The organism is Mesobacillus subterraneus (assembly GCF_023715485.1).
Classification (GTDB): Bacteria; Bacillota; Bacilli; order Bacillales; family Cytobacillaceae; genus Mesobacillus; species Mesobacillus subterraneus_B.
In genome coordinates this window covers 1-23,313 of record NZ_JAMBOF010000023.1, presented here as the reverse complement: position 1 = coordinate 23,313, position 23,313 = coordinate 1, and the positions used below count along the sequence as shown (strand labels likewise).

The window sequence follows — 23,313 nt, the reverse complement described above, 5'->3', positions numbered from 1 at the left end:
AATGCATACACATGCTCTTCGTGCGTTGGCTTATTTAAGACTGAAATCACGTCGAGCCAATTCAATACATTTAATACTTTTACCGCATACCGTTAGTGTCATAATTTATCAACATTTGACATACAAATAGTACCAAATACCTACAACTATTCTAAATTTTTATTATATTTAAATAATTAAGAAAAATCAGTGGACTATTCAATACTATTTAATATAAAATGTTTAACACAGACAGAAGTTATTTTTATTCAGCAATAATATTTCGGTAATAGAAAGGAGTAGAAAAGTGGTACATGCTCCGGTTTTAGATGTAAGAAACTTAAGGACATCCTTTGTCACATCGGATGGAGAGATTCCGGCAGTAGATGATGTAAGCTTCTACGTGAATAAAGGAGAAGTTCTTGGAATCGTAGGTGAATCGGGCTGCGGCAAGAGCGTAACGTCCTTATCGATCATGAAGCTGATTCCCCAGCCGCCAGGAAAGATTGCCGGAGGAGAAATCCTTCTTAATGGTGAGGATTTGGTACATGCATCGGAAAAAAGGATGCGTCAAATTCGCGGAAATGATATTGCGATGATTTTCCAGGAACCGATGACGTCACTGAATCCGCTATTCACGATAGGAGAGCAGCTAACTGAAGCGCTGAAAATACATAAGAAACTAGGCAAAAAAGCAGCTCATCAGCAGGCGGTCGAAATGCTTAAGCTCGTCGGGCTGCCAAGGGCAGAGCAAATCATCAGGGAATATCCGCACCAGCTTTCCGGCGGGATGAGGCAGAGGGTGATGATTGCGATGGCTCTTAGCTGCCACCCTCGTGTGCTGATTGCCGATGAACCGACGACAGCTCTTGATGTAACCATCCAGGCACAGATTCTGGCTTTGATGAAGGATTTGAATGACAAGCTTGATACAGCCATTCTAATGATCACACACGACCTCGGAGTCGTGGCAGAGGTTTGCCAGAGGGTCGTCGTCATGTATGCCGGCAAAATTGTCGAGGAGGGCCTCGTGGAGGATATTTTCAAGAATCCAAAGCATCCTTACACGCTGGGCTTACTAAAATCGATTCCCGATATCCGTGATAAAAAAGAACGGCTTTACTCAATTCCAGGAAACGTGCCAAAACCTGGATCAATTAAAACAGGCTGCCGTTTTGCAGCCAGATGCGAGTTTGTCATGGATAGATGTTTGAGCGAGAATCCCGAACTCTATGAAACTGAAAGGCCGGGCCACGCTGTGCGCTGCCTGTTGCATGAGAAGGAGGGAGCAGCCAATGGCAGAAGTACTGTTAAAAGTTGATGGACTTAAAAAATACTTCCCGATTACCGGTGGCGTCTTCGGAAAACAGACTGGAAGCGTCAAAGCGGTCGACGATATCAGCTTCTGGGTTAACAAAGGTGAAACGCTAGGGCTTGTTGGCGAGTCAGGATGCGGCAAATCGACTACGGGCAGGATGCTTATGCGCCTGACTGACCCGACCGAAGGGCAAGTCGTTTTTGAAGGGAAAAACCTTGTAACCCTTTCTGACAATGAGATGCGCAAGACTCGGAAGGACATGCAGATGGTCTTCCAGGATCCTTTTGCTTCGCTGAACCCGAGACATACAGTTGAAAAAATCCTTGAAGAACCCCTGATTGTCCATGGCATCGGAAATAAGAAGGAACGGAAACAAATGGTGAAGGAGATGCTGGAGGTAGTCGGCCTAAGCAGTTACCATGCAAAGAGGTATCCTCACCAGTTCAGCGGCGGGCAGCGTCAGCGTATCGGGATTGCCCGGGCACTGATGACAAGGCCTAAGCTGATCATCGCCGATGAACCAGTATCAGCATTGGATGTATCAATCCAATCACAGGTATTGAATCTGCTGGAGGACTTGCAAAAGGAATTTCAGCTTACTTATATTTTCATAGCCCATGACCTTGGTGTCGTTAAACATATCAGCGACCGGGTTGGCGTTATGTATTTAGGAAGGCTTGTCGAGATTACAGATGCAGATAAGCTCTATGAAAAGCCGCTTCATCCTTACACGAAAGCCTTGCTGGCAGCTGTTCCGATTCCTGATCCAGATGTGAAAAGGGATAGGGAGCTGTTGACTGGGGACATTCCAAGTCCGGCAAATCCGCCGCAGGGATGTGCTTTCCATACAAGATGCAAAGAGTGCATGGAAGTTTGCAAGACTGATAGACCTGAATTGAAAGAAATTGAACCTGGTCATTTTGCTGCCTGCCATCTGTATTCTTGAGACAATCAGGAATGTCCTTTGGCAGAAAAGCATAGATGATATATAACATGGACTAAAATAACTGGTCCGAAAAAACAAGGGGGAAGAATATGAAAAGGCGATTTGGATTAATGTTTTTTGCTTTTATCCTCATCCTGAGCTTAGGGCTTGCCGGCTGCAGCAATAAAGAATCTGGCGGCACGAAAACCGGCGGGGAATCTGGTTCAGACGGCGGATCATCATCTGGAGGAACTCTGGTATTTGGCCGCGGCGGCGATTCAACTTCGCTTGATCCAGCGGTAACAACTGAAGGGGAAGCTTTTAAAGTAACAAAAAACATCTATGAAACTCTCATCGAATTTGGTGAGCAAGATACAGAAATCCATCCAGGACTTGCTGAAAGCTGGGAGGAAGCTCCAGATGGACTGAAGCACACTTTAAAGCTCCGTAAAGGTGTTAAATTCCACGATGGCACTGATTTCAATGCCGAAGCTGTAGTTTTCAACTTCGAGCGCTGGAAAGCCGGCAATAAAGAGCAATTCTATTACTACAACTCACAATTCGGTGATGTAATCAAGGAAGTTAAGGCAGTAGATGAGCATACAGTTGAATTCACGCTGAACCGTATTCTTGCTCCATTCTACAAAAACCTTGCTATGTCTCCGTTCGGTATCGCAAGCCCTGCTGCGATCGAAAAGCACGGTGATAAATTCATTGAGAATCCAGTAGGTACTGGACCATTCAAATTCAAGGAATGGAAACGAAACGACAAGGTTACTCTAGTGAAAAACGAAGATTACTGGGAAAAAGGACTTCCAAAGCTTGATGAAGTTATCTTCCGTGTAATCCCTGAAAACTCAGCTCGTTTGAATGCGTTGAATACTGGCGAAGTTGATATTATCGATGGTGTGAATTTCAGTGATGTCGATGCCATCAAAGGCAATGCAGATCTGCAAGTATTTAACCGACCATCTTTGAACGTTGCATACTTAGGATTAAACAACGAGCGTGGACCGATGAAGGACAAAAAGGTTCGCCAGGCATTGAACTATGCAGTAAATAAGCAAGCGCTCATCGATGCTTTCTATGCTGGTGCTGCTGAGCCTGCGAAAAACCCTATGCCGAAATCGGTAGCAGGTTATAATGACGAAGTTGAAGGTTATGAATATGACCCTGAGAAAGCTAAGGAGCTTCTAAAGGAAGCTGGATTTGAAGATGGTTTTGAAATGGAACTATGGGCAATGCCTGTTGCAAGACCGTATATGCCTGATGGTAAGAAAGTTGCTGAAGCACTTCAAGCTGATTTCGCCAAAATTGGCGTAAAAGCTAAGATTGTTTCTTATGAGTGGGCAACTTACCTTGAGAAAGCACGTGTTGGCGAAGCTGATACATTCCTGCTTGGCTGGACTGGCGACAATGGCGATGCTGATAACTTCCTGTATGTACTATTAGACCAGGACAATATCGACAGCAATAACTATGCACGCTACAAAAACCAAGAAGTACATGACCTGTTCATTAAAGCTCAGTCTACAAACGACCAGGCTGAACGTGAAAAACTTTATAAAGAAGCTCAATTGTTAATTAAAGAAGATGCTCCTTGGATTCCACTTGTACACTCTGAGCCTGCTCTTGCAGGAAGAGCTGACGTGACTGGTTTCAAGGCACATCCAACAGGATCTGACCTGCTTGCAACGGTTGAATTCAAAAAATAATGCATCAGGAAAAGGGAGAACATATGCATTCTCCCTTTTCTTTTGAAAAATGAAATTAATAAATTTGAGTAATGTCTAGCTCCAGCGCCTAGCCCCTCGAGTCGCTTGTCTAGTTCGCCTCCTAGAAACTCCGAAACTTCAACTCCGCCGGCAGAAGCAAAAAGCGCTTCTTTGTCGGAGTCTCCAGTTTCTGCGTTTCTGGACAGTCGGCTATACATTTCGGTTTCGGTCCGCCCAATGAAGTCAATGAACGACTTCACCGGTCGGCCCTCCAGCGCTTGTCGGGGCTGACCAAGGCGCTTACGCTTTTCATCAAGAAAAGAGGTGGGAAGGTGTTTGCCTATTCTGTCAGAAGGATTTTATCATTAGTCCCTGTCCTGTTGGGTCTTTCACTTATTGTATTTTTTATGATCAGAGCAATCCCTGGTGATCCCGCCCAAGTCATTCTCGGGCAGCTTGCCACTAAGGAAGCGATTGCGGATTTAACAAAACAGCTTGGTCTCGACCAGGCATGGTATATTCAATATTTCAACTATCTGGGCGACCTGCTGACCGGAGATTTAGGACAATCCCTGAGGACGAAATCAGATATCAACAATGAAATTTGGCCATACCTTGCTGCCACTATGGAACTATCATTTGTGGCAATGCTAGTTGCGATTGTAATTGGTGTGAATGCAGGCATCATCAGTGCGTGGTTCCAGAATTCATGGTTTGATTACGCAGCCATGGTCCTCGCTCTTATCGGTGTATCTATGCCGATCTTCTGGCTTGGATTGATGGAGCAGTGGATGTTTGCCATTAATCTGGACTGGCTGCCGACATCGGGCAGGGAAGAAGTGCGAAATCCAGTCGAAGCCATTACGAATTTTTATATTATCGACACGCTGATCCAAGGTCGTACAGACCAGCTGGTGGAGGTAATGAAGCATTTGGTGCTGCCGGCGATGGCATTGGCAACAATTCCAATGGCAATCATTGCAAGGATCACGCGTTCTACGATGCTTGAGGTGATGCGTTCAGACTTTATCAGGACTGCAAGAGCAAAGGGGTTGAGCATGTTCTGGGTTGTTTATAAGCACTCCCTGAAAAATGCTGTCATTCCTGTTCTGACTATTATCGGATTACAGACGGGTCTTCTGCTTGGCGGCGCGATTTTAACAGAAACAATTTTCAGCTGGCCAGGAATTGGCCGATATATTTATGAGGCGATCAATTATCGTGACTACCCGGTAATCCAGTCGGGGATCTTGATTATTGCGCTGCTCTTTGTACTGATCAATCTTGTCGTTGATTTATTGTACGCGGCAATTGATCCAAGGATCAAATACCGTTGATGGAAGGGGAGATTTAAATGGAGATTTCAACTCGAAAACAAATGCTGCCGCCTACCGTGCAGGTAGAAGAAAAAGTGGCGTCTCCCTGGGCAGAAGCATGGTATAGCTTTAAAAAGAACAAATTGGCCTTGGTAGGCACTGGTATCGTCTTGTTCTTCATTTTGCTTGCAATTTTTGCTCCACTTATTGCTCCAGAGGGAATAAATGACCAGAAAATGTCGGTCCGCCTCCAGGCACCTTCAGCTGAACACTGGTTTGGCACAGATGATTTTGGACGTGATATCTTGTCACGGGTCATCTATGGAGCGCGTATCTCATTGTGGGTAGGAACGTTTGCGGTAATGGGATCTATCATTGTAGGCTGTCTGCTTGGAATTCTAGCGGGTTACTATGGCAGATGGATCGATTCGCTTATCTCCAGAATTTTTGACATCATGCTTGCATTTCCAAGCATCCTGCTTGCGATTGCGATTGTTGCGGTTCTCGGGCCATCTCTCCGGAATGCGTTGATTGCGATTGCAATAATCAATATCCCGAACTTCGGGAGGCTGATCCGTTCGAGGGTTCTCAGTGTAAAAGAAGAGGAATACATCATGGCAGCCAAGGCTGTCGGAATGAAGGACAGCAGGATTTTATTCCAGCATATCCTGCCTAACAGCATGGCTCCAATCATCGTTCAAGGCACCCTAGCAATTGCTACGGCAATCATTGAAGCTGCAGCTCTTGGATTCCTTGGCCTCGGTGCAGAAGCACCCAATCCGGAATGGGGAAAGATGCTTGCTGATGCAAAGCAGTTCATGATCCAGGCACCATGGACTATGATTTTCCCTGGTCTGGCCATCATGCTGACGGTGCTTGGTTTTAACCTGATGGGTGATGGACTAAGGGATGCATTGGATCCTAGGATGAAGAGTTAGTGATAATAAGGTAAACGAAAAGCAGCTGATAAAACCAGCTGCTTTTAAATTTCTGTATTTGGTTCAATATTTACATTGCTATCGTCTTTATGGTAGGACTGGAAGCTTGTGACGAGTGTATCGAGGTGCTCAACCTGCTCGCCGTATTCCATGATGATCGAAACGAGCTGCATCACATGGTACAGCATTTGGCTGTTCGTTTCAGCGAGTTCATTTTTCTGAGCTAAAAACAGTTCGAACAGCTGCTTCTTGTTCAGGCAAACCTCGCCTTCCATATACGAAGCTTCAGCCCGTATTTTGCCTACGAACTTCAGCATCACCTGCTCGTGATGATTGATCAGGCAATCCAGCTGGTGCTGGATGACTTCCTGGAACTCTGTTGGCATCTGATTGAATTCATTTTCATAGCGATGGAGCCTTTTCAGCGTTTCCAATGATTTTTTTACAGTACTGATCATCTGCCTGTAGATTACGAGCTTCCGGGACTTAGCAAGTTTATTATTCTTAAAATAATCACGTTCTTCTTTGTACATCATATAGAGCTGATCAAGCTTGATAATTCCTTCGCGCAGATTCTCAATGTCTGCCTTCAGGAGTTGATGCTCGGATGCATGCCGGGTGCTCAACCGGATCCACTTTGTAATTTCCTCTGATAAAACAGAACTCTTGTAATACAGTTTATTCTCATACTTCGGCGGCAGGAATACGAGATTGACGATAAACGCCGACACTACCCCAAGCATGATCGTGGAGAAACGAATCAGGGCAAACTGGATAAAATCATCCCCAGGCGTTTCCATAATGGCAATCAGCGTTACGAGTGAAAGCGATATGGTGTTTCCCAGCTTCAGCTTAAGGTTTAAAGTAATCACAAGTACCGCGGCAAGGCCAATGATGAAAAAGCTATTGCCAAATGCCATAACGAACAATACGGCGGTTGCGGCTCCAATTAAATTACCCTGTACATGTTCAATAATTGATTGATAAGAGCGGTATACAGTAGGCTGCAGGGCAAAAATCGCCGCGATTCCGGCAAAAACCGGTGACGGAAGGTCAAAAATATCCGATAAAAATAAAGCGAGTATAATGGCAATTCCCGTTTTTAAAATGCGGGCACCAAGTTTCATTGAGGGTGAATTCCTTTCATTAGAGATAAAGTATCTCATCATTTAATTTATACTTTAAACCATTTTGTTCAAAACTAAACAATTATGTACTATACAACGGATAGTGAAGAAGTTCAAGCGACAATTTGACGAAAACAAGCCTGTTTTTAAATGTAAGTGGTTACAAGACTATTAGACTGGAATTCCCCTTGTTCTAGAATTATTGAAGGATATTCTAGAACAAGGGGATATATTCAAGTTGTGCTTGAGAATCTTCCTAGGAGCCCTTTTTCAAGATCCGGCTTCAATTCGGTCTTATAGAATCTTTCTATGAGCCCTTTTTCAAGATTAAGCCTCAATTCGGTCTTTTAGAATACTTCTTTAAGCCATTCTACAAAATCAAGCCTCAATTCGGGCTTATAAGCCTTATGGGCCTATTTCCAGAACGCCTGGAACGAAAATCTAATGAAATTCCACTGTATGTTATTTTTCAGTACCATTTTAAATTCTCAAAAGGTAAAATAAATGGCCCCGTTTCGGCGGGGCCACTAACTTCAAATCATTCAGTTGAAACCGCTGGGTCTGCCTGCTCTTTAACAGGAACAACCTGGATGAAGTGGTCTTCCGGATGTTCAAGCAGCAATCCAAGATTCTTTGCCTCGTCTTTTTGCCCATGGCGTTCAAGCATCTCGACATACTGGGTAAGCAATTCTTTTACATCCTGAATGCCTTTTGCGGAAAGCGTCTCGATTGATACCTTCGCGCCTTTGGCAATTCTGCGGGAGATGGCTTCTTTTGTCAGGCCCATTTCCGGTTGGTGTCTCAGGTAAACAACACCGCCAGTCATGCCGGCACAAATCCATGGTCCAGGATCGCCAAGGACAAGTCCGCGGCCGTTTGTCATGTATTCGAATGCGAATCCTTTGATATTGGCGTTTGCTCCGATATTTCCGTATTCCTTTTCTGGAATAGGCTTCTTGACAAGTCCGCCAATAATCATGTCCGCACCTGATAAACGGATTCCTGCACGTGCATCGGCATTGCCCTGAGCTACAAGAAGGCCTTTCTGCGCTCCGTAGCCAAATCCTTTTCCGACGGAGCCGTTATAGAACCCGCCATCCTTGCCAGGTGACTTGGCGATTAAAATTGTGCCGCCAAATGAAGTTTTGCCAACTCCGTCCTGGCTGCCGCCATCGATCTCGATATTAATGCCATCGGTGTTGTAGGCACCGAGTCCGTTACCAAGGATTGATCCTTTATAGCGGAGTGAGACGGGTTGAAGCTTTCTATATGAGCCATCCAGGCGTCCGCGGACGCGGTGGCAGGAAACCCTGCTTGCGAGTACGCGCTGTTCAGCAGTTACTGCCTGGAATTCGCGTGACTGATGAAGTTCTTCATCTACCGCATCAAGATACTCTGCGCCAGCCGCGACTTGGAGCTGGGCTGATGCCAGGGTAGCTGCTGCTTCTTTTTGATGAGTGATTTGGCCAATTTCCAAAGGCTTTAACAAGTACGTCAAATCCAGCAGATCTTTTCCTTTGACCTGTTCCAGCAGGTCTGAGCGGCCGACCGCCTCTTGCAGATTCTTGATTCCGGCGGATGCAGCGAGATCTTTTAGTTCGTTGCCGAATGCAGTGAACAGGTTCATGATTCCCTGGACAGCAAGGTCGAACTGGCGCGGTACGAAACGGCGCAATCCATGTTCCTTTGCCTGTGCTTCGGAATCAATCTGCGTGGCGATTCCGACATGGCAAGTATCGAGGTGGCAGCCGCGGCAAGTCGTACAGCCGATCGCAAGCATTGATAATGTACCAAAGCCAACGCGGTTCGCTCCGAGGAGCATGTACTTGATAACATCCTGGGCGCTTTTAACGCCGCCGTCGGCCCAAAGCTCGACATTGTCGCGCAAGCCTGCTTCTAACAGGGCGTTATGGGCTGCCTTGATGCCGATTTCCGCTGGAAGTCCAACGTACTGGAGCGCGTGGATACGGGCCGCACCTGTACCGCCATCGAAGCCGCTCAGAGTAATGATGTCTGCACCTGCTTTTGCGACTCCGACTGCAATCGTACCGATATTTGGTACAACTGGAACCTTCACCGCGACGCGTGCCTGATCATTGGCTGTCTTGAGCTCATGGATCATCTGCGCTAAATCTTCGATTGAATAAATATCATGGTTATTAGATGGTGAAATCAAATCCGACCCAATTGTCGCATTCCTGGCTTCTGCGATCTTGGCAGTAACCTTGGAGCCAGGCAGGTGTCCGCCCTCACCAGGCTTCGCACCCTGGCCAATTTTAATCTCAAGAAGGTTGGAAGAGTTCAGTAACTCCGCATTAACTCCGAATCGTCCTGAAGCAACCTGCTGGCCGCGGGTACGCGGGTACTTGCCGAGCATATCCTTAATTTCTCCACCTTCACCGTTCATGCTGATCATATTCAGGCGGTCAGCACCTTCAGCATAAGCGCGGAAGGCAATCTCGTTTTGCGAACCGAATGACATTGACGCAATTACAAATGGCAGGCTATGATCGCCAACACCGATTTCAACTTCTTCAGGTGAAACTGCAGCGTCAGCTGTTTTTAAGCCCGTCAAATGGCGAATCGTTGTGGGGTTGCTTTCTTCTTGCTCGGAAATTTTTTCGCGGTAGACGCTGTAATCCCCTGTAGCAGCAACCTCGCCAATCGCTTTCCAAATACGAGGGAAGAGGTGGAATGTTTTTCCAATCCGTTCTTTTTCGTTTTGGAAATCAGCAGCTCTCACAATCGCATCTTCTTTCATCGCCTCAAAACCATAAGTAAGTTCAGTGGATCCGAAGAAGTTCACAATCATTAAATAATCTGCGACTTCATCATTCAAACCAATACTTGAAAACAGGCGTCCATATCCACGCAATTCATGGATCCCGATCGTTGAGATGACTTTTTCAAGCCCTTTAGTCAATGCGCTGTATAGATTGACAAGTGGCTTGATCGACTCATCAAGTACGGTCATGAACATATAGTATGGGCTGACAACGTCTGCACCAAGCCCGAGTGCAAGAACAATATCATGCAGTGAGCGAAGGGAAGCAGAGCGAAGCAATAGTGAGCAATCGCGTCTCAAGCCTTCTTTGACAAGTGCCTGGTCTATAGCTGATATAACCAGGTGCGGATCAAGCCATAAAGCATTTTCCTGATGAGCCATTGCATCGTCGAGTACTAGCAGGGTTTTGCCGTCTTTTACAGCTTTGATTGCTTCAGCAGCAAGTCTTTCAAGAGCATCTTTCACGGTTTCATCCTTGCTGAAAACCGTTTCAAGATAAGCGGCCAATTTGTCATCCTGATAGCACTGGATGACCTGGTCCATGCTCGGCTGAGCTGTTTGCAATGAAACTTCGTAGCCCGCTTTACCTTCAACAAGAAGAGGGGTAAGCAATTCAACCACTTTCCCTGTCGCGCTCTTACCAAATAAGGAAGGTCGCTTTCCTAAAACCGTCCTTGTCGAGAAATGCTCTGCTTCGCGGTCGCGGTCAATTGCCGGGTTTGTGACTACTGCTACGCTTTCTTTGATAAAATCAGCAATGTTTTTCCGTTCGGGATTCATCGCTGCAAGCGGAGCATCATGCCCAAGGGAACGGATTGGTTCCGCGCCTTTTTCAGCCATCTGTTCGACAAGCTGGACGTGATCACGTTCCCAGCCAAATGCTTTGTATTGTCCGTTATGGATTTTATCCGGATAAGTCATAGTAACGGTCTTGGCTAGTTTAGGAGCTGCAAGGCGATGGCGCGCATCTTCGAATGCCAGGCGCTGTGAGAAACGTTTGTAAACTTCACCCTGGAAATTTCCATGTTCAAAGACCTCAATTGAATCGCCATTCCATTTCAAGCCGACTTTTTCACCAGGAGCCAATGGTTTTGGATCGCCAGTATACTCGGTTGAAGGGATGATGCCCGGTTCAGATGAAAACAGATAAGAACTGGTCGTTTCAACCATCCATAAAGGACGAAGGCCCAATGCATCAACACTGAAAACTGCCTCATCGGCAAAGCGTGAAATAATGCCTGCCGGTCCCTGGGCAAAGTGTCCCCACGCTTCACGGATGTACGTATACAAATCCTGGAGGTGTTCCGGGTAAGCCTTGATTTCATTGATGATTGGCGGGAACATCATGTCCATTGCCTCAAACAATGAATAGCCATCACGGCAAATAAACGTTTCCAGCGTACGGCTTAAATCCTGAGAATCACTGCCGTCTTTTACAAGCGGCACATCCACCATGCGGGCCTCGTCGCGAAGCCTGGCAATCGTGTTGATTTCCCCGTTATGTCCAAGTACGCTGAACGGCTGGACACGGAAAAAGCTTGATAGAGTATTAGTTGAGTAGCGGTTATGACCAAGAGTCATGGTAGAGGCTACATTCGGGCTTGCAAGATCATGATAGTATTTTGGCAGGATGTCTCCCGCGCCCATCACCTTATAAACAGCGTGGTATTGGCTAAGAGAAGCGACGTGAACCTGCTCATTTTTCTCAAAATCTACAATCATATTAAACAATCTTTTCGAAAGTTCTCTGCCGGATTGGTCAGCAAGGCAGGCAAATTGCCAGAACACTGGGTTTTCCTGAATGGCAATCGGTCCAAGTGCTTCTGGATTGGTAACATCAACAGATGAAAATAAAAGCTTCAGGTTTTGCTCTGCCAACTTCGCTTCAAGTTCGTCTTGAAAGACCTTTGCCTGTTCAGTCCTTGAAATAAAAACATGTCCGACAACAAAGTTTTCTGCGTCAACTGTATCGGCAGCCACTCCTGCAGCAGTGAGTTTTTCTTTCCAGAGGGCACGAGGGATATCAATATGGATTCCAACTCCATCACCCTCGCCATTAATAAACCCTGCCCGGTGATTCATCGTGACAAGACCATCAATGCAGTGAAAGATATTCTCGCGAGTAGGAATCTTCTTTTTTTCTATGCTTGCAACAATTCCGCAGGCATCATGTTCAAATCGTGAAAAGTCTTTAAATTGGGAAGGGGTCCATCGTAAAGTCATAATATTCGGCTTGTAAAAGGAGATCCTTTAAGCCGGTCACCTCCTGATAAATAATCTATGGTTTGATAGTTTGATAGCTAAGTGCATGAGGGTAAAACATTTTGACGGGTGTTTTTTAGCAGGGAGTTAATTGTCCATATGAATGGCGAATTTTAAGAATATTAAGCACAATCATATCATAAGAATTTTCAGAAATCAATTAATTATACATAACTTTGGATAGTGGGAAAATCAGGGGATTTTTATATATTTTAAAAACATCTTATTTTGTAAACGTTTTCATAGAAAAGTTAAAAAATAACAGGAGACAAGCTGCCTCCTGTTATGTATAAAAACTTGTATTTTTATTCATTTTTCAGTGAATAAAAGGCTTGGTCCACGGCGTGGAGTGTTGCTTCTATATCTTCCTGAGTATGGGCGATCGTAACAAACCAAGCTTCATATTTCGAAGGAGCAAGGTTGATGCCCTGTTCGAGCATCAGATTAAAGAAACGGGCAAACATTTCTCCATCTGTGTTTTCTGCCTGTTCATAGTTCTCGATCTTTTCGGAAGTAAAGTAGATGGTCAATGCGCCTTTTAAGCGATTAATCGTGATTGGAACACCGTGCTTGCTTGCTGATGCAGTAATCCCTTCCTCAAGCATCGCTCCCAGCTGGTCAAGATATTCATATACTCCATCCTGCTTTAAAACTTCAAGGCAAGCAATTCCTGAAAGGATTGAAGCAGGGTTTCCTGCCATTGTACCAGCCTGGTAAGCTGGTCCGAGCGGTGCTACTGTTTCCATGATTTCCGCCCGGCCGCCGTAAGCCCCAATAGGCAGGCCTCCACCGATAATTTTACCCATTGCTGTCAAATCAGGTGTGATGCCCAGCATATCCTGGGCACCTCCGTACATGAAGCGGAAGGCAGTAATGACCTCATCGAAAATGATCAATGCTCCTGCCTGATGGGTAATTTCCTTTACTTCCTCCAAAAAGCCTGGTTTAGGCTCGACGATTCCGAAGTTCCCAACGATTGGCTCGACCAGAACAGCGGCGATTTGGTCGCCCCATTTTTCAAGAGCTTCCCTGAAAGGTTCAATATCATTGAATGGGACAGTAATCACTTCCTGGGCGATACTCTTTGGCACGCCAGCTGAGTCTGGAGTTCCCAGAGTAGAAGGGCCTGAACCTGCAGCGACGAGCACGAGGTCTGAGTGTCCATGGTAGCAGCCAGCAAATTTGATGATCTTATCGCGTCCTGTATAGGCACGGGCAACGCGTATTGTCGTCATGACAGCTTCAGTGCCGGAATTCACGAACCGTACCTTATCCAGTGCCGGCATGGCTTCTTTCAGCATTTTAGCGAACTTGACTTCATGCGGTGTAGGTGTTCCATATAAGACACCAGTTTCTGCTGCCTTTTTGATTGCTTCGGTTATATGTGGATGGGCATGGCCCGTAATTATCGGCCCATAAGCTGCCAAATAATCGATATATTGATTTCCATCCACGTCCCAGAAGTAAGCACCCTTGGCGCGTTCCATTACGACCGGGGCGCCGCCGCCGACCGCTTTAAATGAGCGGGATGGACTGTTAACGCCGCCGACAATATGTTCAAGTGCATCATTATGTATTCGTTCTGAATTGGTTCTTTGCATCGTAAAACCTCCTATATGTTACTGCTTTTCTATTTTATCATTATTTCTGTTTTTTACAGATTGTTTCACTTGTCAAAAAACAGACGTCCGCACTTATCAATCTGTTTCTGGATTTAACTGCAACAAAAAGCTGATCCATTAAAGAGCATCAAGCTGCATCTAGCTAGGCTCCGGATGAGAAATATCTTGTCCTCGGCCGGTTTCTCCTTTTTGCGGTTAACATACCCTTCTGGCTCTTGGGAAATTCTATTGAAGATACAGGCATAGCAGTTGTTTTAAACGCAAGGATTGGCTAAACTGTTTGAGGGATTAAAGGAGGAATTATAATGAACGCCATTGAAGTGAACGGGCTGCGAAAGGAATTTAAGGCATATTCAAGCCGATCCGGACTATCGGGAGCTTTTCGCGACCTATTTACACGCAACTATAAAATTGTGCCGGCAGTCAACGATATCAGTTTTAACGTCAAGCAGGGCGAGATGGTTGGCTATATTGGTGAAAATGGTGCGGGAAAATCGACGACCATTAAAATGCTGACAGGTATACTGACACCAACAACTGGAGGAATTATCGTTAATGGAATGAACCCGCATAAGGAACGTGAAAGATTTGTCCAGACAATCGGGGTCGTGTTCGGGCAGCGCTCCCAGCTCTGGTGGGACATCGCCGTCCAGGAGTCGTTCCGCTTGTTGAAAAAAGTATATAAGGTTTCGGACGCGCACTATAACGAGCATATGGACCATGTGATTAAAACGCTTGATATTGAACCGCTGCTCGACAAGCCTGTCAGGAAGCTTTCGCTAGGGCAGAGAATGAGGTGCGAGCTTGCGGCAGCGTTGATCCACAACCCGCCGCTGCTTTTCCTTGATGAACCAACAATCGGTTTGGACGTTCTGGTCAAATTGAAAATCAGGGAGTTCTTAAAGGAAATCAATGAAAAGTACAATACGACGATTTTGCTCACCACCCATGACCTAACCGATATCGAAGCGCTATGCGAACGGGTAATCATGCTTGATGAAGGAAACATCATTTATGATGGAGCCTTGAAGAGTCTTAAAGAAAAATGGGGTGAAGGGAAGGAAATCAGCTTTGAGTTCCTTGAAAAAGCAGACCTCCAACATCTTGAAGCTTTGACGAACGACCTTGAGGCCAAATGGGAGCTGGATGAGAAAGACCAAATCTTTACTGCTGTTACCGGCGACGATGAAGAAGCAGTTTCCCAGATTATCGCCAGGACAGTCGCTGCATACAAGGTCAGGGATGTCAAAATCAATGAGCCATCCACAGAAGAAATCATCCGTAATATTTATGAAAAAGGGATGGCGTAATATGGATAAGTACCTAGAGATGATCCGCATCCGCTTTTTGATGATGCTTGCGTACAGGACTAATTACTACACTGGGATCTTAATTTACAGTATTAATATTGGGGCTTATTACTTCTTATGGAATGCGATTTATGGCGGCAAAAGTGAAATAGAAGGGCTGTCTGCTTTGCAGATGACGACCTATGTCGCGGTTGCCTGGATGGCGAGAGCGTTTTATTTTAACAACATCGACCGTGAGATGGCAATGGAAATTAAGGAAGGCAAGGTAGCGGTTGAGCTGATCAGGCCATATAACTATCTGGGGATGAAAACAATGCAAGGCCTAGGTGAAGGAATCTTCAGGCTGTTTTTCTTCTCGGTTCCTGGTATGCTGATCGTTGCGCTCATTTTTCCGCTCGAGTTCTCGGCTGATTTTACGACGTGGGTATTATTCGCGGTCTCAATCGTATTGAGCTTTTTCATTAATACACAATTGAACCTGCTTACCGGAATTACCACTTTCTTCTTATATAATAATACAGGCCTCATCCGGGCCAAGCGTGTCCTGATTGACCTTTTTTCAGGGCTGCTGCTGCCGATCAGTTTTTTCCCTGGCTGGTCTCAGGAAATCATGAAGTACCTTCCCTTCCAGGGAATCAGCTATATCCCGAGCATGATTTTTACGAATGGATTCACTGGCAGCCAGGCTATGGAAGGGTTGTTGCTTCAGGCGGCATGGGTGTTGATCCTTATCATTCCGGTCCAGGTACTTTGGGTCATTGCTAAAAAACAGCTGATCATACAAGGAGGGTGACGAGTGTTTTACGTTAGGATGTTTTTTCAATATGTCGCCCAATATATGAAGACGAGGCTCGAATATCGGGCGGATTTGGTTGTTGAGCTATTTTCAGATTTGTTATTTCAGGCAGTAAACCTGATTTTTATCCTGGTGGTGTTCGACCATACAGAATTCCTGAACGGATGGAGCCGGGATGAAATCATTTTTATCTACGGGTTTTTCCTCGTCCCGTTTGCGCTTTTCTCGTCCTTTTTCAACATATGGGACTTTAATGAACGCTATATCGTCAAGGGGGAGATGGACCGGATTCTGACAAGGCCGATTCACAGCCTTTTCCAGGTCATACTTGAGCGTATGGAGCTTGAGTCTTTGTTTGGTGCCGTAACCGGGCTTGCTGTCATGTTTTATGCAGGGAGCCGGCTGAATCTTGAGTTTAACTGGTATGATCCTTTGTTGTTTGTGGTTCTTGTGCTTGGTGGAGTCCTGGTTTACGCAGGCATTTTCGTGATGATTGCCTGTATTAGCTTCTGGGCAGATGCACGCACGTCGATCATGCCAATGATGTACAATATCGGAAATTATGGACGTTACCCAGTTGATATTTATAATAAGGCAATCCGGTTTGTGTTGACGTGGATATTGCCGTTCGCCTTTGTAGGTGTTTATCCGGCAGCTTATTTCCTTGGCAGGGAAGAGTGGTACGGCTACTCGTACATGACACCGGTAATCGGAATCGTCTTTTTCACCCTGTCTGTCTTTATCTGGAATGAAGGCGTGAAAAGATACCGGGGTGCCGGGAATTAAATATCTTTATAATTAGCCGCGGCCGTTATTGCCGCGGTTTATTCTATGGCTTTTCAGTGGATAGAAAAGTGGTTAGATTCACCGGGTGTCAAGGTTAAGCACGGTGCAGTAAGCGGGGATTTTCTGGGGAAAAGTAAAGTGCTCTAAAAATTAGGCCAGCATGGACTTGCTTGCATACTCTTTTATCTCTGAGCGTATAGATGGAGTGAGAGCTGCAGAAATGAGGCTGGACTATGCATTTTTATCTATCAATCACTCTTATTGTTCTGGCTATAACTATGAGCCTTAAAACATTGTTCGTACCGCAAAAGATTAAAGGGAAGCAAGTTTCACTTGAAAATTTTATTACACTCGCCCTCATTTATGCTACGGTGATGGCGGGATTCGGCTTGCTTTATTATCTGCTGGACCTGAAGGGGACATGGGTGCTTTCAGACGTGAGCATGCGCCCCAGCACTTCTTCATATGAACGAATGTCAACGAGTATGTATTTCAGTGCCATCACTCTTTTTTCAGTAGGATATGGCGATATTGCCCCTGTGGGAGTCGGGCGAGTTATTGCTGTAATAGAAGCGCTTGTCGGATACACGATTCCCGCTGCATTTGTCACAAGGGCAGTGTTTGACCAGAAACGGTCGTAAGGATTCCTATTTGTATTCCTCGCTAAAATTAGATAGGCTATTAATAATCGCAACTAATTTTGGAGGGATTCGGGATGTCGTTAGTAATAGGGGAAAAAGCGCCGGAATTTGAATTGCCGGCAAGCAACGGGCAAACGGTAAAACTTTCTGATTTTAAAGGCAAGAACGTGGTGCTTTATTTTTATCCGAAAGATATGACACCAGGATGCACGACAGAAGCTTGTGACTTCAGGGACCACCATGAGAGCTTCGAAGGCTTGAATGCTGTTGTTCTAGGCGTCAGTTCAGATCCGATTAACAGGCATGAAAAATTCATCGAAAAACACGGATTGCCATTCTTGCTTTTAGCAGATGAGGATCATAAAACTGCTGAGGATTATGGCGTTTGGACCTTAAAGAAGAACTTCGGTAAAGAGTATATGGGGATTGAACGTTCAACTTTCATTATTGATAAAGATGGGAACCTCGCGAAGGAGTGGCGGAAAGTCAAAGTGAAGGGCCATGTAGTAGAAGCCTTTGAATTTATAAAAGAAAATCTTTAAGACAGGAGACAGCCCATTCCATCGGCTGTCTTTTTCGCTTATTTGACCGTAGTCGGAAACTATAATACGATATGACTAATTAGTCAATTTGTATCGTGTGACCAGTCAGTCATAGGATTTAGTATTGGGAGGCTTTTAAGGTGAAGGAAAAGGAAAAAGCAATTATTGAAGCGGCCATAAAGCTCTATGCAACGAAAGGATTCGCAGCCACCTCCATCCAGGAAATCGTCTCGGAAAGCGGGATTTCCAAAGGGGCTTTTTATTTATACTTCAAATCCAAGGATGCATTGCTGATCGCAATACTCGAATATTACTTTGATCATATTCAAAAAAATATTGAAATACATGACCATGAAAACCTGCCTCCAAGAGAAAAATTCGCTAAGCAGCTCACTGCTTTATTCAGCACGATGATAGAGCATAAAGAGTTTATCATCATGCAATCAAGAGAGCAGGCGATTCCCTTGAATGAAGAGGTAAAAACGCTTATGTTCCGCAAGCACTATGAAGCACAGAAATTTTATCAAAACAGCCTTCGTGCGATCTATGGAGAAATTGCTGAACCGCATCTATGGGATTTAGCATTTATGCTTGAAGGGTTCTTTAATTCTTACATAAGGCTGCTGCTTTTCAACGAGGAAGGATTCAGGATTAGTGAGCTGGTGGAATATATTTTGAGAAGAATGGATTCTCTTATCGATGGCCTAAAAGGGGAGGAGCCTATAGCCACGGAAGAGAAGATGGAGGATCTTTTTAAAAAAACAAAGGCTTTCTTCCTCGCGAATAACCATGATATTAAACTTGTCATTGAAAAGATGAAGAAAGTGATTTCCGGGATGGAGAACAGTGAGGATTTCAACATCTCATTGGAAGTCCTTCAGAGTGAAATCGAAAAGGAAACGCCAAGGCTCCCGGTAATCCAGGGAATGCTGTCCAATTTTAGGAATGAACCAAAGCTTGACACATACCGTGAAGAAATCGCTAAAATCTATAATATAAAACGATAAATTTCCGCCGCCTATTTTTTACAATACAGGCTATTGTCCATTCATTTTCGTTCTAATTGAATATCATTGTATTAGGGCATACCTCCTCAAACAATTTAGCGGGCTGAATAATAGCCCGCCTTTTTTATGCGATTTTTTTGGAGTAAAGCTTTGGAGTTGTTTAAAAGAGTGAAAATTATTACAATTATTAAAACAACTAATGAGCGAAGGGTTTGATCCAGGTGAATATTTATTCTTCAATCCTGCCGGCGGAATCGCTGCAGGCCGATGTGAAAAAAGAGTTTCCTCAGTTTAATTTTGAATTCCATAAAGGCATAAAGGAAGATTTGTTTTTTGAGTCTGAGGTCTTGCTTACATATGGCGAGGATTTGACGGAAGAGCTGATCTACAAAACAGAAAAGTTAAAATGGATTATGGTAATGTCCGCCGGTTTGGATAAAATGCCATTTGAGGCATGCAAAAAGCGCGGGATTTTAGTAACCAATGTTAGAGGGATCCATAAAATTCCGATGGCAGAGTTTACGATTGGCATGATGCTTCAGCATGTTAAGCAAATGCGGACACTTTGGGAAAATGAAAGGAATCTCACGTGGGAACGTAAATTGCCAATGGGGGAATTGTACGGCAAGACTTTGCTCATTCTAGGTATAGGAGCTATTGGCGGTGAAGTAGCAAGGCTTGCCAAGGCTTTCAATATGAAAACGATTGGTGTTAACAGAAGTGGCAGTAATGCAGAATGGGCTGATGAAATCTATACAATGAAGAATTTTTCTGATGCGCTGCCAGCGGCGGATTTTATTGTCTCCGTACTTCCAAGCACAGAAGAAACAAAGCATCTTCTTGATGACATCCATTTCGAGCTGATGAAGGATACAGCCGTATTCATTAATATAGGCCGTGGATATTTAGTCAAGGATGAGGTTTTAGTGGCTGCGCTAGAGGAAAAAAAGATAGCACATGCATATTTGGACGTTTTTTATACTGAACCACTCGCTGAAGATCACCCGTTTTGGAAGATGGAAAATGTAACGGTCACTCCACACATTTCCAGCCTGACTAAAAACTATATGCCAAGATCCTTCGAAATTTTTAAACATAATCTGCATACATATATTAAAAAGGGCGCTGACTATATTAATGTAATTGACAAGGACAGGGGGTACTAAGAAATGAAAATATACACGAAGACAGGTGATAAGGGTACCACATCTCTTATTTACGGAACAAGAGTCAGTAAAAACGATGCCCGGGTTGAAGCCTATGGCACATGTGATGAAGCGAATTCTATGATTGGCTTAGCATTAAGTTATTTGCAAGTGGAGTATTTTACCGGAAAAGAAGAACTTTTCAGCATCTTCCATAAAATCCAGACAGTACTTTTCCATGTAGGAGCAGAGCTTGCAACTCCGTCGGGAAAAGAAGTGAAATGGACTCTCGAGGAAAAGGATCTCGAGGAACTGGAGAAGACAATCGATTCATGGGATGCGTCACTTCCTGCCTTAACAAACTTCATCCTGCCTGGTGGACATCAAGCTGGAGCGGCACTGCATGTAGCGAGAACAGTGGCAAGAAGAGCTGAACGCCAGGCTGTTGTGCTTGGAGACGAAGTGAATCCACTTGTTCTCTCCTACCTGAATCGATTGTCAGATTTCTTGTTCGTTGCTGCTAGATATATAAATATGCATTTGGGGTCAAAGGAGCAAACATTGCACCAGGATTGATGAAACCCTGGATTGTAAAGGTTTGTGAGTTAGTAATATTGACAAAAGTGGAATGAAATTAGTACACTAATTATAAATATTATAAAATAAGAATAATAATCTAAAGAAAAGTGAGGTGCATGGCGGTGGTACAGAGTCAGTTGAAAGAAGCCTTGGATACCTTGAAGGATACAGGAGTCCGTATTACTCCGCAACGTCATGCGATACTCGAATATTTAATAAACGCCATGTCGCACCCAACAGCAGACGAAATCTATAAAGCGCTTGAAGGGAAATTCCCTAACATGAGCGTGGCGACAGTTTATAACAATCTGAGAGTATTCCGTGAAGTTGGATTAGTAAAGGAACTAACGTATGGAGATGCCTCAAGTCGTTTTGATTATGTGACTACCCATCATTACCACGTGATTTGTGAAAAGTGCGGGAAGATTGTTGATTTTCACTACCCTGGCCTGGATGAGGTCGAACACCTTGCTTCCCATGTAACGGGATTTAAAGTCGGCAACCACAGAATGGAGATTTACGGTACCTGCCCGGATTGTTCTGCAAAAGAAGCACATTAATCATAATCATCATCATCATCATGCTGATGGCTCAGGCTATCAGTTTTCTTTTTTATGAAGGCTCTTTTGTAAACTTTGTTGCTTTTACAACAAAAAGAGAATTATAAGTTGTTCCTTGTACAGAAACCTCCTTCGAAAAGAACTAGAAGTCAAGAGATATACTTTAACCCTGTGATATTTGATACTCACTCCGAATATAACGGGAAATAACTGATGGAAAATGAAAAAAACTCGGCCAGCAGCCGAGTTTATTTTTGTTTCCGATTATAGCTTTCATCAAAATCCTTGTCTTCTAAGTCTCGGTCAAGGGTCAAAGGTTCATTGCAATACATACACATGTCTACCCTTCCGAGTACTTTAGTCTGCTTTCCACAGTTGGGACAGACAACCTGGACGGTCTTCGTCGACAACATGCCAATCCAGAAATAAACGGCCGTACTGGCGATGATAAAAAGCAGGCCAAGCAGCATGAAGATAATCATGATGACTGGGGAATTGCGAAAGAAGATACCTGCATACATTACGATGAAGCCAATAAAAATCAGGCTTAATGCGAAGGTTCGTATTTTATTTATTTTACTAGAATATTTAGCCATCAATTTCCCTCCCTAAAAACTAACTATATCATACCATTTGCGGCATGATAAAACATAAAAAGCATCGGGTTTGTCGAAAATTGTCTAGAGTTATTGCAGGAGATTTTATATAATTGTCGAACATATATGCTAACAAACAAATGGAGGAGTTTAATATGGAGGATATCCTTCGTTCGATATATCAAGAACGGGCAAGCCATTCTAATACAATTGGAGTAGTGATGGTCGAGAAAAGGCAAAAAGCCATCCCAACCACCGATACATTTGATGTAATTTTACTTATTATAGTAAAAGAAAACGACGATCCCGTATTTGTTAAACATTATTCCTATAAAGACAAGAAGGCAGCGATGCACATAGTGACTGAAAAGCAGATCCATGATTGGCTGCTTATTGGGAATAACAAAAAAATCTTTGATTGGCTTTATAATGGCAAAATAATTTTTGATCGAAACGAAAGTATCGCGAACCTCAAGCACGAATTAAAGGAGTTTCCGTTCTTCGGCAGAAAAATCAAAATGGGACTCGAATTTGCCAAGCTTATAAGAAGATATACAGATGGGAAAGCATTTTTTGACAACTATCATTATCTTGATGCCTATAACCATGTTGTCCATTCTTTGCATCATTTAGCAAGGCTGGCGGTCATCGAAAACGGATTTCACCCGGAAGTGACAGTTTGGCACCAGGTGAAACAAATTGAGCCCGAAATTTATAAGTTATATGAAGAGCTGATTTGCAGTGAGGAAACGATTGAAAAAAGATTGGAGCTTTTATTCCTGGCAAGTGAATTCCTTATTCATAAAAGAACTAAGATAGGTACACAGCACCTTCTTGAAGTTCTGGAGGAAAAAGAACATTGGTCGTTTAATGATATGATGGCTCACCCTGAGCTTGGCGCTTACTCAGTTGATCTTGGAATTCTTACGGAGTATTTAATTGAAAAGAAAATCCTTTCTGTTGTAAATGTTGAAACGAAGGGTCAAGGTATATATCACCGATATTATAAAGCTCCGGAAAAACTATCGTAAAAAAACAAAAAAAGCTATTGACCATTCGTGAAATACTTGGTATATTAATAACCGTCGCTGCGGAACACAGCAAAAACATTTTCGCGGCAGACGGTTGAATCTATTGAAAGTGTTTTTCAAGCAAAAACATTTCTTCAAAAAAATGTTGACAAGAAAAACACCAAATGGTATATTGGTAAAGTCGCTTCTAGGCGATACGCTAACTAAATTGCTCTTTGAAAACTAAACAAACAAGCGTCAACAAACAATATTTTATAGTGACTTCTATTATATAGATGATCACTAGCCAACGTTTTAACTTTATGAGCTAACTCATAACTCTTTATTGGAGAG

Annotated in this window: 19 protein-coding genes; 15 read left to right on the top strand and 4 right to left on the bottom strand. The window is 44.0% G+C overall.

Going from position 1 to position 23,313, the window contains the following annotated elements:
* The first annotated feature begins 286 nt into the window (after positions 1-286).
* The 5 genes from M3204_RS21620 to M3204_RS21600 all read left to right on the top strand — a co-directional run bounded on the left by M3204_RS21620 (position 287) and on the right by M3204_RS21600 (position 6,191).
* Positions 287-1,300, top strand: a complete 1,014-nt coding sequence (locus M3204_RS21620) for an ABC transporter ATP-binding protein (protein WP_251487775.1) — start codon at positions 287-289, stop codon at positions 1,298-1,300.
* The gene (locus M3204_RS21615) at positions 1,275-2,243 is read left to right on the top strand and encodes an ABC transporter ATP-binding protein (protein ID WP_251487760.1); all 969 of its coding nucleotides are present in this window, start codon (positions 1,275-1,277) and stop codon (positions 2,241-2,243) included. The genes M3204_RS21620 and M3204_RS21615 overlap by 26 nt, the downstream gene beginning before the upstream one ends.
* Positions 2,244-2,332: 89 nt before the next feature.
* Positions 2,333-3,937: an ABC transporter substrate-binding protein gene (locus tag M3204_RS21610; protein WP_251487757.1), complete on the top strand. Its 1,605-nt coding sequence runs from the start codon at positions 2,333-2,335 to the stop codon at positions 3,935-3,937.
* A 332-nt stretch (positions 3,938-4,269) separates the two neighbouring features.
* Positions 4,270-5,274 (top strand): ABC transporter permease, encoded by a 1,005-nt coding sequence (locus tag M3204_RS21605; RefSeq protein ID WP_251487756.1) that lies wholly within the window; start codon positions 4,270-4,272, stop codon positions 5,272-5,274.
* A gap of 17 nt (positions 5,275-5,291) precedes the next feature.
* Positions 5,292-6,191, top strand: a complete 900-nt coding sequence (locus tag M3204_RS21600; RefSeq protein WP_251487754.1) for an ABC transporter permease — start codon at positions 5,292-5,294, stop codon at positions 6,189-6,191.
* Between the two features lie 44 nt (positions 6,192-6,235).
* Here the strand turns inward: M3204_RS21600 and M3204_RS21595 are convergent, their stop codons facing one another.
* The 3 genes from M3204_RS21595 to M3204_RS21585 form a co-directional block, all read right to left on the bottom strand.
* Positions 6,236-7,318: an FUSC family protein gene (locus M3204_RS21595; protein ID WP_251487752.1), complete on the bottom strand. Its 1,083-nt coding sequence runs from the start codon at positions 7,316-7,318 to the stop codon at positions 6,236-6,238.
* Positions 7,319-7,856: 538 nt separating this feature from the next.
* Positions 7,857-12,326 carry a glutamate synthase-related protein gene (locus M3204_RS21590; protein WP_251487750.1) on the bottom strand — a complete coding sequence of 1,490 codons (4,470 nt, stop codon included), beginning with the start codon at positions 12,324-12,326 and terminating at the stop codon, positions 7,857-7,859.
* 344 nt (positions 12,327-12,670) lie between these two features.
* The gene (locus tag M3204_RS21585) at positions 12,671-13,966 is read right to left on the bottom strand and encodes a glutamate-1-semialdehyde 2,1-aminomutase (protein ID WP_251487738.1); all 1,296 of its coding nucleotides are present in this window, start codon (positions 13,964-13,966) and stop codon (positions 12,671-12,673) included.
* Positions 13,967-14,292: 326 nt separating this feature from the next.
* Between M3204_RS21585 and M3204_RS21580 the strand changes: the two genes are divergently transcribed.
* The 9 genes from M3204_RS21580 (at position 14,293) to perR (ending at position 21,353) form a co-directional block, all read left to right on the top strand.
* Entirely contained in the window at positions 14,293-15,297 is a 1,005-nt protein-coding gene (locus tag M3204_RS21580) for an ABC transporter ATP-binding protein (RefSeq protein ID WP_251487735.1), read from the top strand.
* A gap of 1 nt (position 15,298) precedes the next feature.
* Positions 15,299-16,090: an ABC transporter permease gene (locus tag M3204_RS21575; protein WP_251487732.1), complete on the top strand. Its 792-nt coding sequence runs from the start codon at positions 15,299-15,301 to the stop codon at positions 16,088-16,090.
* A 3-nt stretch (positions 16,091-16,093) separates the two neighbouring features.
* On the top strand, positions 16,094-16,879 hold the full coding sequence (locus M3204_RS21570; RefSeq protein WP_251487728.1) for an ABC transporter permease: 786 nt from the start codon (positions 16,094-16,096) through the stop codon (positions 16,877-16,879).
* A 233-nt stretch (positions 16,880-17,112) separates the two neighbouring features.
* Positions 17,113-17,520, top strand: coding sequence for a potassium channel family protein (locus tag M3204_RS21565; protein ID WP_251487714.1), 408 nt, complete (start codon positions 17,113-17,115; stop codon positions 17,518-17,520).
* 74 nt (positions 17,521-17,594) lie between these two features.
* On the top strand, positions 17,595-18,062 hold the full coding sequence (bcp, locus tag M3204_RS21560) for a thioredoxin-dependent thiol peroxidase (protein WP_251487699.1): 468 nt from the start codon (positions 17,595-17,597) through the stop codon (positions 18,060-18,062).
* A 140-nt stretch (positions 18,063-18,202) separates the two neighbouring features.
* Positions 18,203-19,069: a TetR/AcrR family transcriptional regulator gene (locus M3204_RS21555; protein ID WP_251487696.1), complete on the top strand. Its 867-nt coding sequence runs from the start codon at positions 18,203-18,205 to the stop codon at positions 19,067-19,069.
* Between the two features lie 221 nt (positions 19,070-19,290).
* Positions 19,291-20,235 carry a D-2-hydroxyacid dehydrogenase gene (locus M3204_RS21550; protein ID WP_251487693.1) on the top strand — a complete coding sequence of 315 codons (945 nt, stop codon included), beginning with the start codon at positions 19,291-19,293 and terminating at the stop codon, positions 20,233-20,235.
* Positions 20,236-20,238: 3 nt separating this feature from the next.
* Complete coding sequence (locus tag M3204_RS21545) at positions 20,239-20,790, top strand: cob(I)yrinic acid a,c-diamide adenosyltransferase (RefSeq protein ID WP_251487691.1); 552 nt, start codon at positions 20,239-20,241, stop codon at positions 20,788-20,790.
* Between the two features lie 119 nt (positions 20,791-20,909).
* The gene (gene perR, locus M3204_RS21540) at positions 20,910-21,353 is read left to right on the top strand and encodes a peroxide-responsive transcriptional repressor PerR (protein WP_285857007.1); all 444 of its coding nucleotides are present in this window, start codon (positions 20,910-20,912) and stop codon (positions 21,351-21,353) included.
* A 248-nt stretch (positions 21,354-21,601) separates the two neighbouring features.
* On the opposite strand, the gene M3204_RS21535 is transcribed toward perR, so the two are convergent.
* Positions 21,602-21,952, bottom strand: a complete 351-nt coding sequence (locus tag M3204_RS21535; protein ID WP_251487671.1) for a YgzB family protein — start codon at positions 21,950-21,952, stop codon at positions 21,602-21,604.
* A gap of 152 nt (positions 21,953-22,104) precedes the next feature.
* Here M3204_RS21535 and M3204_RS21530 point away from each other — a divergent pair, with 152 nt between their 5' ends.
* Positions 22,105-22,980 carry a nucleotidyltransferase-like protein gene (locus tag M3204_RS21530; protein ID WP_251487910.1) on the top strand — a complete coding sequence of 292 codons (876 nt, stop codon included), beginning with the start codon at positions 22,105-22,107 and terminating at the stop codon, positions 22,978-22,980.
* Positions 22,981-23,313: the final 333 nt, after the last annotated feature.

Coding starts and splice junctions, on each gene's coding strand:
- M3204_RS21590 (WP_251487750.1), bottom strand. CDS start 12,326: ATGACTTTACGATGGACCCCTTCCCAATTTAAAGACTTTTCACGATTT.
- perR (WP_285857007.1), top strand. CDS start 20,910: ATGGCGGTGGTACAGAGTCAGTTGAAAGAAGCCTTGGATACCTTGAAG.
- M3204_RS21595 (WP_251487752.1), bottom strand. CDS start 7,318: ATGAAACTTGGTGCCCGCATTTTAAAAACGGGAATTGCCATTATACTC.
- M3204_RS21575 (WP_251487732.1), top strand. CDS start 15,299: ATGGATAAGTACCTAGAGATGATCCGCATCCGCTTTTTGATGATGCTT.
- M3204_RS21565 (WP_251487714.1), top strand. CDS start 17,113: ATGCATTTTTATCTATCAATCACTCTTATTGTTCTGGCTATAACTATG.
- M3204_RS21600 (WP_251487754.1), top strand. CDS start 5,292: ATGGAGATTTCAACTCGAAAACAAATGCTGCCGCCTACCGTGCAGGTA.
- M3204_RS21585 (WP_251487738.1), bottom strand. CDS start 13,966: ATGCAAAGAACCAATTCAGAACGAATACATAATGATGCACTTGAACAT.
- M3204_RS21545 (WP_251487691.1), top strand. CDS start 20,239: ATGAAAATATACACGAAGACAGGTGATAAGGGTACCACATCTCTTATT.
- bcp (WP_251487699.1), top strand. CDS start 17,595: ATGTCGTTAGTAATAGGGGAAAAAGCGCCGGAATTTGAATTGCCGGCA.
- M3204_RS21530 (WP_251487910.1), top strand. CDS start 22,105: ATGGAGGATATCCTTCGTTCGATATATCAAGAACGGGCAAGCCATTCT.
- M3204_RS21580 (WP_251487735.1), top strand. CDS start 14,293: ATGAACGCCATTGAAGTGAACGGGCTGCGAAAGGAATTTAAGGCATAT.
- M3204_RS21610 (WP_251487757.1), top strand. CDS start 2,333: ATGAAAAGGCGATTTGGATTAATGTTTTTTGCTTTTATCCTCATCCTG.
- M3204_RS21615 (WP_251487760.1), top strand. CDS start 1,275: ATGGCAGAAGTACTGTTAAAAGTTGATGGACTTAAAAAATACTTCCCG.